Here is an 11,772-nt window from a genome sequence, read left to right as displayed (position 1 = left end):
CGGGTGAGGGGAGCGCCGGCTCTAGAAAGATTGGAGCCGGCCCCTCTCCCGCCCTGCATCCGCAGGGCACCCTCCCCCGCAGAGGGGGAGGGTTAAGGCGCCCGCGACCGCCCTATCTACTGGGCACGGGGACGCACAAGAATTACGCGAGGACGCTAGAGATGAACGCGCTGAACGCCCTCTTCGCCGAGCACGAGCAGGCGGTCTGGCTCGATTTCGTGGCCCGCGGCTTCATCGCCAAGGGCGAACTCCAAGCGCTGGTGGAGAAGGACGACCTGCGCGGCGTCACCTCCAACCCGGCCATTTTCGAGAAGGCGATCGGCCACTCGGCCGAGTACGACGACAGCCTCAAGGCCGTGCTGAGCCAGGGCGATGCCCGCGTCATCGATCTCTACGAGGGGCTCGCCATCGCCGACATCCAGGCGGCGGCCGACGTCCTGCGCCGGGTCTACGACACCAGCGACGGCGCCGACGGCTATGTCAGTCTCGAAGTCTCCCCCTATCTCGCCCTCGACACCGAGGAGACCCTGAACGAGGCCCTCCGCCTGCACGCGGCGGTCGGGCGCGACAACCTCATGGTCAAGGTGCCGGCCACCCCCGCCGGCCTGCCGGCGATCCGCCAGCTCACGGCGGAGGGCATCTCGGTCAACATCACGCTGCTGTTCTCGCAGAGCGTCTACGAGGAGGTCGCCAACGCCTTCATCGACGGGCTGACCGAGTTCGGCGCCAAGGGTGGTGACGTCTCGAAGGTCGCGAGCGTGGCGAGCTTCTTCATCAGCCGCATCGACAGCCTCGTCGACAAGAAGCTGGATGAGGTCGGCGGCTACGAGGATCTCAAGGGCAAGGTGGCGATCGCCAACGCCAAGCTCGCCTACCAGCGCTACAAGCGCATCTTCGCCGGGCCGAAATGGGCGGCGCTGGAGGCCAAGGGGGCGAAGGCGCAGCGTCTGCTCTGGGCCTCCACGGGCACCAAGAACAAGGCCTATTCCGACGTGCTCTACGTCGAGGAGCTGATCGGCAAGAACACCGTCAACACCATGCCGCCCGCCACCATGGACGCGTTCCGCGACCACGGCCGGGTGCGCGCGACGCTGGAGGAGAATATCGGCGAGGCCGAGACCGTGATGGCACGGTTGGCCGAGGCCGGCATCGACATCGAGGCGGTGGCGCGCCAGCTCGTCGAGGAGGGCGTGCAGCTCTTTGTCGATGCCGCCGACGCCCTGCTCGGCGCAGTCGCAGGTAAGCGGGCGGCGCTGCTCGACCACAGGCTCGACGCGCAGACCTTCAAGTTCGACGAGCCGCTTCAGGCGGCGACCGACAAGGCGGTCGAGTCCTGGCGCGCGAGCGGCGCGATCCGCCGGCTCTGGGCGCACGACGCCACGGTCTGGACCGGCCGTGACGAGGGCAAGTGGCTCGGCTGGCTTCGCATCGTCGAGGACGAGCTGGAGCGGGTCGATCTCTACGAGAGCTTTGCCGAAGAGGTCCGTGCCGAGGGCTTCACCGACGCGGTGGTGCTCGGCATGGGCGGCTCCAGCCTCGGCCCGGAGGTGATCTCCGCCACCTACGGCCATCGCGAGGGCTTCCCGAAGCTGCGCATCCTCGACTCGACCGACCCGGACGAAGTCCGCGCCGTCGAGGCCGCGGTGAACCTCGAGACGACCCTCTTCATCGTCGCCTCGAAGTCCGGCTCGACGCTCGAGCCCAACGTGTTCCGCGACTACTTCCTCGGCCGGATGAAGGACGTCGTCGGCGCCGACAAGGCGGGCCGGCATTTCGTCGCCGTGACCGATCCCGGCTCCGCGATGGAGAAGGCCGCCAGGGACGATGGCTTCCGCAAGATTTTCCTGGGCGTGCCGCAGATCGGCGGGCGCTACTCCGTGCTCTCGGCCTTCGGCCTCGTTCCCGCGGCGGCGGCCGGTGTCGAGATCCGGGAATTCCTCGACAGCGCCCGGATGATGGTCCGCTCCTGCGGGCCGGCGGTGCCGCCCGCCGTGAATCCCGGTGTGCGCCTCGGCGCGGCGATGGGTGTCGCGGCCAAGGATTTCGGGCGTGACAAGATCACGATCATCGCCTCACCCGGCATCGGCACCTTCGGCACCTGGGCCGAGCAGCTCATCGCCGAGTCGACCGGCAAGGAAGGCGTCGGCATCATCCCCGTCGAGGGCGAGCCCGTCGGCGTACCGGCCGTCTACGGCGAGGACCGCCTGTTCGTGTATCTGCGGCTGACCAGCCAGGCCGATGCGCGCCAGGACGAGGCGGTGAAGATCCTGGAGAGCGAGGCGCAGCCGGTGGTGCGCATCGATCTCGACAAGGTGGGAACAGCTCCCGCAGGAATTCTTCCGCTTCGAGATCGCGACCGCCGTGGCCGGGGCGGTGCTCGGCATCAACCCGTTCGACCAGCCCGATGTCGAGGCGAGCAAGATCGAGACGAAGAAGCTGTTCGCCAGCGCCGAGGAGACCGGCGCCCTGCCGGCCGAGACGCCGATCTTCGAGGACGAGACGGTCGCGCTCTACGCCGATGCGGCCAACGCCGAGGCCCTGCGCTCCGGCGAGGGCGTCGAGGCGATCGTGGCCGCGCATCTGGCGCGGGTGAAGCCGTGCGACTACGTCGCCGTGCTCGCCTATGTGGAGCGCAACGAGGCGCATCACGCGGCGTTGCAGGAAGCCCGGCTGACGGTGCGCGACGCGCGTCAGGTCGCGACTTGCCTGGAATTCGGCCCGCGCTTCCTCCACTCGACCGGGCAGGCTTACAAGGGCGGTCCCGCTTCCGGCGTGTTCCTCCAGATCACTGCCGACCCCTCGGCCGATCTGCCGATCCCCGGGCGCAAGCTCGGGTTCAAGACGGTGATCGCGGCGCAGGCGCGGGGCGATTTCGCCGTGCTGTCCGAGCGCAAGCGCCGGGCGCTGAGAATCCACGTCAAGGGCGGTGATGTCTCCGGCGGCGTGAAGCGCGTCGCCGCGGCGATCAAGGCAGCGGTCGCCGGATAAGGCTTCCCCTCTCCCCGCGCGCGGGGAGAGGCCCGCAAGCACCCTGTCGTGCCTGCATGAAGCGGAGGCTTAGGCGAAGCGAAGGTGAGGGGGCGGTTCAGGACGAGGCATATCCGTCCGTGCCCCCTCGCCTTCGGCTGCGGCCTCGCCGCGCCGACGACTCAAGTCGGGCCTGCCCGACTTGGGCATCTTGGATCAAAGCTCGGAAATACCCGAGTTCTGAGGTCGCCGAAGCCCTCTCCCCGCGTGCGGGGCGAGGGGCTCGCATCGATTGCCGTCTTGATCTGTCTTCGAAAAAGATCAGTGCGTCAGCGGGCCGGGGATCGCAGCTTCCGCCTTCAGCAGCAGGCGCTCCTCGTGGCGCTTCATGAACAGCCAGAGCGCCAGTCCGCCGAAGACCACGAAGGCCAGCAGCGCGAGGCCGACGGGGCCGACGATGTGCTCGATCGAGCGGCCGCAGGCATAGGCGCCGAAGCCCATGATGCCGGCCCAGGCGACGCCACCGAGGCCGTTGAACAGCATGAAGCGGCGCGCATCGAGCCGGTTCACGCCCGCCAGCACCGCCGCGTAGGCGCGCAGCATCGCGGTGAAGCGGCCGAAGAACACGATCTTCCCGCCATGCTCCCGGAACAGGTATTGCCCGAGCTTCAGCCGGCCGTGGTCGAGGGCGATGAGGTGGCCGTAGCGCAGCAGCAGCGGCATGCCCCAGCGGCGCCCGACCCAGTAGCCGACATTGTCGCCGAGGATTGCGGCTGCGGCCGCGGCGGCGACGATGAGGACCACGTTGAGGCTGCCGGTGCTGCCGGCATAGACGGCCGACGAGATCAGGATGGTCTCGCCCGGCATCGGCACCCCCGCGCTCTCCAGCGCGACGACGACGAAGACGGCGAGGTAGCCGTAATGGGCGATGAGGTCGGCGATCGGAAGTCCCTGAAGGAAGGACATGAAAGAGGGCGTCTCCGCGGATCGTTGCGCGGTGCAGTCTGGCCAGGAACGTGGCCGCAGGAGGGCGGCCCTTCTCCCTCCCCTTCAGCCCGCCGGGTCCGCCTCCGCCGAGGGCTCGACCGAGGCGAGCGTGAGGACGGCGCCCTCCCCGCCCGTGCCGGTCTGGCAAAGGGCGGCGAAGTCGTCGTCCGGCAACGGCAGCAGTCGTGCGAGCCCCTCCGACACGCCGAACAGGACGGGATCCGTCGAAAGGCCGAAGCCGGGCGGGAGGAGGCGTGTGCTGTCGATCATGACGGGCTCGGACCGCCGAAGGGCGGAAGTGGTGATAAGCCCTTCGGCGGCGCCCGGTTGCATGGCACGACCGATTGTCGTGACATGCGGCACATCGGCCTTGCGTGGTTCTTCCCGTCCGCGGCCTAGCCTCAGCTCGCCTTGAGGAACTTCTCGACGCTCGCGCCCAAGCCGGCGGAATGCGTCGCGAGATCCTCGGCGATGGTGCGGACCGAGTCGACATGGCTGCCGGTGGCGTCCGCCGCCGAGGACACGCCGACGATGTTGCCGGACATCTCGTGCGTCGAGGCCGCCTGCTCCTCGACCGCGCTCGCCATGGCAAGGGTGAGCCCCGAGAGGTCGGTCACCGCCGCGGTGATCGTGCCGATGGCCTCGACCGCCTCGCCGGTGGCGCTCTGGATCGCGGCGATCTGTCCGGAGATTTCGCCGGTCGCCTTCGCCGTCTGCTCGGCCAGCGCCTTCACTTCGGCGGCGACCACGGCGAAGCCGCGGCCGGCCGCGCCCGCGCGGGCCGCTTCGATGGTGGCGTTGAGGGCGAGCAGGTTGGTCTGATCGGCGATCGAGCGGATCATCGCCACCACCGCGTCGACCTTGCGCGCGTTCTCGGCGAGCTGGCGCACCGTCAGATCGGTCGTCTCGGCCTGGGCCGCGATCCGCTGGGCGCGCTCGGACACGCTGCCGACCTGCCCCGAAATCTCCTGGATCGACGCCGTCATCTGCGCCGAGCCCGCCGCCACCGAGGCCGCGCGCTGCCGGGCGTCCTCGGCCGAGCGCGACAGTTCCTCCGCCGAGGACCCCATCCGCTCCACCGCCGACCGCACCGCCTCGACCACCCGCGAGACGTCCGCCGACATCTGAACCTGCGCCGTAATCACCGACCACGTCACCATCGGGCCGACATACTCGCCCTCAGGCCCGTGGATCGCCGAGACGCGCAGATCGAGGGTCTCGGGGCCGACCCGGATCTTGGCCCGGTGCGGCAGGCGGCTGCTGTCGGCCAGCATCGTCCGCTGATGCTGCGGGTGCTTGTGGAAGACGTCGAAGGAGCGGCCCATCATCTCCGAGACCTTGATCGGCAGATGCTCCTCGATGGTGGAGAGCGTCGTCACCGAGGTCTTGTTCAGATAGTTGATCTTGAACTCGTCCTTCGGGTCCACCGTCATGACGGCGACGGGCATGCCGTCGATCATCGTCAGCAGCCGGCTCGTCTCGTTCTTCTTGGCGGTGATGTCGGTGGCGAACTTCATCACCCGCTCCGGCTTGCCGTCCGCCCCGAGCACCGGGTTGTAGGTGGCTTCTAGCCAGATCTTGCGTCCGGACTTGCCGAGACGGGGGAATTCGCCCGAGGCGTACTTGCCGCCGCGCAGCGTCTCCCAGAAGGCGCGATAATCGGCGCTCTCGGCATAGGCGGGCTCGACGAAGATGCGGTGATGCCGGCCCTTGATCTCGTCGAGCTCGTAGCCGATCGCGTCGAGAAAGTTCCGGTTCGCGTCGAGAACCGTCCCATCCATCGCGAACTCAATGGTCGCGAGCGATCGATCGAGTGCATCGAGCTTCGCTTGGGCGTCACTTTGCTTGGGCTTACGGAACATCACAGAACCCCCGTGACGCAATCTTTCTCCGGCAGCCACGTCGCCAGAGCGATGTCGTCATTGATCGAGGGCGGATCTCGGCGATTTCGCTCGATGTCTTTCATCCGCCCCTTATGACGAATGTTCATTTTCTGAGTAAATTATGGATTAAAATCCGTGGTGTAGAACGTTGCAATCGTCTGTAGGCTGCAATCTTGTTTCGACATGCGTCGCACAGACCGCAACTACGCTAGTAACATATGATATAAACGCGCCATTGCGCTGGCGATCTCTTCTTGCGCGTCCGCGTCGGGCTCGGAGATCGGTCGGCTTCGCTGCCCCTTCGCTGATAGCGGGAAGGGAGCGGCCGTCAGACCGCTCGCCCTCCCTCCCCTACGAACGTGATGGGACGCGTGTCTTCCGTCCGGTTCGCAGGGGAGCGATGTCGTGAGCGGCGCTCAGGTGCTGCGGCGGAGATGGTCCAGCGGCACCGGCGCGGCGTGGGGCCGGCTGCCGAGCATCGCATCGATCAGCGCCACGACCTCGGCCCGGCCGACATTGGCGGCGGGCTCGAACGGGGTCCAGGTCTGGGTGAAATCGAGGCGTTCGAACACGTCGCGATAGCGGCGCAGCTCGTTCACCGTGAGCGGCACGCCGCGCACGAAGGCCTTATGGGCCGAGATCGTCAGCGCCTTGCGGAAGTCGTTCGGGTCGAGCTCGAACTTGAGCGCGTCGCCGCAGAAACAGATCTTGCGCTTGCGGTCGAACAGCACGGCGTGGCCGTCGAAATGGCCGGCGGTGCGGTGCAGTTCCAAGCCGGGAAGGGGTTCGAGGAAGTCGTCGTAGGGCCAGGAGACCTGAAGCGCGGCGCTCCAGGTGAAGTCGGCCGCTGGCAGACACAGTTCCGGGTCGAAGCGGTCCTGAAGCTGCACCAGCGCCCCGTAGGAATGCGGGTGCGAGGCCGAGAGCACCTGCATCCCGCCAAGCCGCTCGATCTGGTCGAGCGCCGCCTCGCTGAAGACGGGGCAGGCCTCGAAGCCCATATTCCCGTCCTCGGTCCGGATCAGGTAGGCGCTCGGGCCGATGCCGGAAACCGGATCGTTCCAGAAGCGCCAGATTCCGGGCTCCAGCTCTTCCCAGTGGCAGGGAAAGGCGTCTTGCGCCTCGCGCGTGGTGCGGAAGCGCCAGCCGTCCTGCGGCACGACGTGGCGGGCGTCGAGACACATCGGGCAATGCGGCGGCGCCTCGAAGTGGCGCTGCCAGAACCCGCAATTGTCGCAAGTGTAGGCGGGCAGCTTCAGGGCGCCGGCGAAGGGCAGGTAACCGGGCACGGGCAAGTCCTCATGGGTGCCCGCGGGCGGGCCGGAGATCGGACGGTCCTATCCGTCCGCTGCGGGTGAAGAAAGGCCCAGGGCCGTATCCGACCTGACTGCATCAGGCCGGCGCTCTAGGTCTTTAGTTTTGACGTGCATTCTCTCGACGAACCGGTGACCCCTTCGTGGGAATGCGCTTTCGCTCAGAGCCGTTCGAGCAGACGCAGCGGCCGGCGCAGAGCGCGCGCCGCCAGGGCGGTGCCGAGCAGGGCGGCGCCCAAGGCACCGAGCACGAGGGCATCGCGCTCCCGGCTGGTCCAGAACTCGGAGCGGGTCGTCTTGGCCCGCTCGCTCATGGCGCCATCGATGCGCGCCCGGCCCGGCGCCGGTGCGTCGAGGTTGCCGCGCCGATCCGGGACCGCCTCGTCCTCCACCATGTCCTCCCAACTCTGCGCCGCCTTGCGGTCGGCGTAGGACGGCAGGAGGGCCTGGGCCGCCGCCATCAGCACCGAGGTCCGTCCGACCCAGACCTCGCGGGTCGGCCGCTCGGCCGCGTGGTGGATCGCCTCGGCGCACAAGCGCGGATCGAAGACGGGATCGGGGGCGCGCTGCCCGTGGCCGGTCCGGGTGCGGGTCCAGCCGAATTGCGGTGTGTTGACCGCCGGCAGGTAGACCACGCTGAGCGCGATCTTGCTGTTCTCGTGGATCAGTTCGGCGCGCAGCGAGTCGGTAAAGCCGCTGATCGCGAACTTCGCCGCGCAATAGGGCGCCTGGAGCGGAGCCGCGCGGATCGCCAGCCCGGAAGAGACCTGGACGATCACGCCGCGGTCGCGCGGCTTCATGCGGCGCAGGGCCGCCAGCGTGCCGTGGACGGTGCCGAGATAGGTCGCCCCGGTGACGGTGCGGTACTCCTCCGGGGTGACCTGGTCGGCCGGGCTGACGATCGTCGTCATGGCGTTGTTGATCCAGGCCCGGATCGGCCCGAGTTCCCGCTCGATCCGGTCGGCTGCCGCCTCGATCGCCGCGGCGTCGGCCACATCGGCCGGGATCGCCAGCACGCGCCCACCCTCGCGGGCGAGCAGCGCCTCGGCCTCGGCGAGACGCTCGGCACCGCGTGCCAGGATCGCCACCGACCAGCCGCGTTGCGCGAAAAGCTGGGCCGTGGCGAGGCCGATCCCGGCGCTTCCGCCCGTCACCACGGCAATCCGCGCAGCACCCCTTCGTCCCTGCCCTGCCAAACCGCATCCTCCTGCGCTCAACCTGCCCGTCAATGCGCGCTGTGCGGGCGGAGTTGCGGCGCGGGCGCCGCTGCGACGATGCGAGCCTGGATCGTTGGATGTGAGAAGGCCCGCCGATCCGGAGATGGGCGGGCCTTCACGATGTTCAGCGCTTGTGCGGGGAGGCTCAGCCGTGGGCCGGGGCTCCGTGCGGCGCGCCATGCCCGTCGCCGCCATGCGTGTCCTTGCCGCGCTTCCTTCCGATCCAGATCACCGCCTTGCGGATCACCACGTAGAAGACCGGCGTGAGGAACAGACCGAAGAAGGTCGCGCCGATCATCCCGAAGAACACCGCCGTGCCGAGCGCCTGGCGCATCTCGGCGCCGGGGCCCGTGGCGATCACCAGCGGAAGCACGCCGAGGATGAAGGCGAAGGCCGTCATCAGAATCGGGCGCAGGCGCAGGCGGCAGGCCTGGACCGCGGCATCCACCGGGCCCTTGTTCTCGCTGTTCTCGATGTCGTGGGCGAATTCCACGATCAGGATCGCGTTCTTGGCGGCCAGACCGATGAGCACGATCAGTCCGATCTGGGTCAGGATGTTGTTGTCCTGCCCTCGCAACTGCACCCCGAACAGGGCGGCGAGCACGCCTGTCGGCACCACCAGCAGGATCGCTAGCGGCAGCGCCCAGGATTCGTACTGCGCCGCGAGCACGAGGAAGACGAGGAGCACGCCCAGTGCGAAGACGTAGATCGCCGTGTCGCCCGCCGCCTTCTGCTGGAAGGCGATCTCGGTCCAGTCGTAGGAATAGCCCTCGGGCAGGGCCCGCTTGGCGATCTCCTCCATGGTGTCGAGCGCCTGGCCGGTCGAGACGCCGGGCTGCGCCACGCCCTGCAGCGGCACCGAGTAGTACAGGTTGAACCGCTGCACGATCTGCGGGCCGGCGATGTCGCGGATGGAGGCGAGCGTGCCCATCGGCACCAGCGCACCGGTCGAGGAGCGCACCTTGAGCTGCTCGATGTCGCGGCGCGACATGCGGTAGACCGCGTCACCCTGCACGCGCACCTGATAGATGCGGCCCAAGGTGTTGAAGTCGTTGACGTAAGCGCCGCCCAAAGCCGTCTGCACGGTCGAGAAGACGTTGGCGAGCGGCACGTTGAGCATGCGCGCGATGGTGCGGTCGATGTCGAGGTAGAGCTGCGGCGTGTCGTTGCCGAAGGTCGTGAAGACCCGCGTCACATCCTTGCTCTGGTTGGCCTGCCCGATCACCTCGCCGGCGGCCGCGAGCAGCGGGCCGATCTCGGAGGATTGGCGGCTCTCGATCTGCATCTTGAAGCCGCCGCCCTGGCCGAGGCCGCGCACCGGCGGCGGCGGGATGACGATGATGCGCGCCTCTTGGATGCCCGCCGTCGCCTTCAGCACGTCGCCGGTGATGACGGCCGCGCTCCGGCCCTGTGCGGCCCGTTCCTTGGCGCCCTTGAGGGTGAGGAACATCACCGCCGCGTTGGTGGTGTTGGTGAAGGTCGCGCCGTCGAAGCCCGCGATGATGACGGTGTTGGTGATGCCGTCGACACCGCGGGCGATCTTGGCGGCCCGGTTCACCGCATCGGTGGTGCGGTCGAGCGAGGAGCCCGCGGGCAACTGCACGACGCCGATGAGGTAGCCCTGATCCTGGTCCGGGATGAAGCCCGTGGGCGTCGTCCGGGCGAGGTGTAGCGTGCCCGCGATCACACCGGCATAGAGGATCAGCATGGCGATCACGCCGATGGCCGTTCCCGTCAGGAAGCGGATCGAGTGGGCGTAGCCGTTCGACAGCGCGTCGAAGCCGCGGTTGAACAGGTGCGCCAGCCAGTTGAGGAAGCGGGTGAGGAAGAATTTCGGCGGCTTGTGCTCGTGGTGCGGCTTCAGCAGCAGTTTGCAGAGCGCCGGCGACAGGGTGAGCGAGTTGAAGGCCGAGATGATGGTCGAGGCCGCGATGGTGAGCGCGAACTGCTTGTAGAACTGGCCCGAGATGCCGGGGATGAAGGCGGTCGGGATGAACACCGCCGCGAGCACGAGGGCGATGGCGATGACCGCCCCGCCCACCTCGTCCATGGTCTTGTGCGCCGCCTCGCCGGCCGAGAGCCCCTCGGCCATGTTGCGCTCGACGTTCTCCACCACGACGATCGCGTCATCGACCACGATGCCGATGGCGAGCACAAGACCGAACAGGGTGAGGTTGTTGAGCGAGAAGCCCAGCGCCGACATCACCGCGAAGGTGCCGACCAGCGACACGGGAATCGCGATCACCGGGATCAGCGCCGTGCGCCAGCTCTGGAGGAAGACGAGCACCACGATGACGACGAGGAGGACCGCCTCGAACAGGGTCTTGTAGACCTCGTGGATCGATTCCTCGATGAACTCCGTCGGGTTGTAGGCGATGCGGTACTCGACGTCCGGCGGGAAGTTCTTCTTCAACTGCTCCATCGTCGCCTTGACCGATTCCGCGGCCTCGAGCGCGTTGGTGCCCGGCCGCTGGAAGGCGCCGATGCCGACCGCGGGGGTGTCGTTGAGGAAGGAGTTCGTCGTGTAGTCCTTCTGGCCCATCTCGACGCGGGCGATGTCGCGCACGCGCACGAGGCGCCCGTCATTCGCCTTGACGATGACGTCGGCGAACTGCTCCGGCGACTGGAAGCGCCCTTGCGACTGCACCACGAGCTGGAAGGCGGCGCCCGGCGCGGCGGGCGGGCCGTTGAGCTGGCCGGCCGCGACCTGCACGTTCTGCTCCTGCAGCGCGCTCGTCACGTCGGTGGTGGTCAGGCCGTAGGCGGCCATCTTCTGCGGATCGATCCAGACCCGCTCGGCATACTCGTTGCCGCCGAAGATCGAGATGTCGCCGACGCCGTCGAGGCGCAGCAGCTCGTCGCGGATGTTGAGGTAGATGTAATTGGCCAGATAGTTCTGGTCGTAGGTGCGCTTGGGCGAGAGCAGGTGCACGACCAGCATCAGGTCGGGCGAGGCCTTGCGCACGGTGACGCCGAGGTTGCGCACGTCCGGCGGCAGGCGCGGCTGCGCCACCGAAAGACGGTTCTGCACGAGCACGTTGGCGATATCGAGGTTGGTGCCGACCTTGAAGGTCACCGTCAGCAGCATCGCGCCGTCGTTGGTCGACAACGACGTCATGTAGAGCATGTTGTCGACGCCGTTGATCTCCTGCTCCAGCGGCGTCGCGATCGTGGCAGCCACCGTCTCGGCGTTGGCGCCGGGGAAGCTAGCGCGCACGGTCACGGTCGGCGGCACGATCTCGGGATATTGCGAGACCGGCAGCTTCTCGTAGGCGACGAAGCCGACGATCAGGAAGATGATCGACGTGACCGAGGCGAAGATCGGCCGGTCAACGAAGAAATGGGCGAAACGCATCGTTCAAACCTCTCGCCGGCCGGTGCGCGCTGGCGCGACCCGTGCGGCTT

Annotated in this window: 6 protein-coding genes and 1 pseudogene; 1 reads left to right on the top strand and 6 read right to left on the bottom strand. The window is 68.0% G+C overall.

The features are described from left to right. Positions 1 to 161 precede the first annotated feature (161 nt). A pseudogene (locus tag M2437_RS09720) lies at positions 162 to 2,988 on the top strand (bifunctional transaldolase/phosoglucose isomerase). 300 nt (positions 2,989 to 3,288) lie between these two features. Here M2437_RS09720 and M2437_RS09715 read toward each other — a convergent pair. From M2437_RS09715 to M2437_RS09690, 6 genes are all read right to left on the bottom strand, one after another. Continuing rightward, entirely contained in the window at positions 3,289 to 3,933 is a 645-nt protein-coding gene (locus M2437_RS09715; protein ID WP_003600157.1) for a DedA family protein, read from the bottom strand. An 84-nt stretch (positions 3,934 to 4,017) separates the two neighbouring features. Further along, entirely contained in the window at positions 4,018 to 4,224 is a 207-nt protein-coding gene (locus tag M2437_RS09710) for a hypothetical protein (RefSeq protein WP_041929122.1), read from the bottom strand. A gap of 131 nt (positions 4,225 to 4,355) precedes the next feature. Further along, the gene (locus tag M2437_RS09705; RefSeq protein WP_056154993.1) at positions 4,356 to 5,816 is read right to left on the bottom strand and encodes a methyl-accepting chemotaxis protein; all 1,461 of its coding nucleotides are present in this window, start codon (positions 5,814 to 5,816) and stop codon (positions 4,356 to 4,358) included. 437 nt (positions 5,817 to 6,253) lie between these two features. Next, complete coding sequence (locus M2437_RS09700; RefSeq protein WP_253387255.1) at positions 6,254 to 7,126, bottom strand: MBL fold metallo-hydrolase; 873 nt, start codon at positions 7,124 to 7,126, stop codon at positions 6,254 to 6,256. A 185-nt stretch (positions 7,127 to 7,311) separates the two neighbouring features. Next, the gene (locus M2437_RS09695; protein WP_253387254.1) at positions 7,312 to 8,346 is read right to left on the bottom strand and encodes an SDR family oxidoreductase; all 1,035 of its coding nucleotides are present in this window, start codon (positions 8,344 to 8,346) and stop codon (positions 7,312 to 7,314) included. A gap of 166 nt (positions 8,347 to 8,512) precedes the next feature. Beyond that, on the bottom strand, positions 8,513 to 11,722 hold the full coding sequence (locus M2437_RS09690; RefSeq protein ID WP_003600165.1) for an efflux RND transporter permease subunit: 3,210 nt from the start codon (positions 11,720 to 11,722) through the stop codon (positions 8,513 to 8,515). Between the last annotated feature and the right edge of the window lie 50 nt (positions 11,723 to 11,772).

This window comes from Methylorubrum pseudosasae (assembly GCF_029504475.1).
Taxonomy (GTDB): Bacteria; Pseudomonadota; Alphaproteobacteria; order Rhizobiales; family Beijerinckiaceae; genus Methylobacterium; species Methylobacterium extorquens.
The sequence above is the reverse complement of the archived record's forward strand: the minus strand, read 5'-3'. Positions and strand labels throughout refer to the sequence as shown.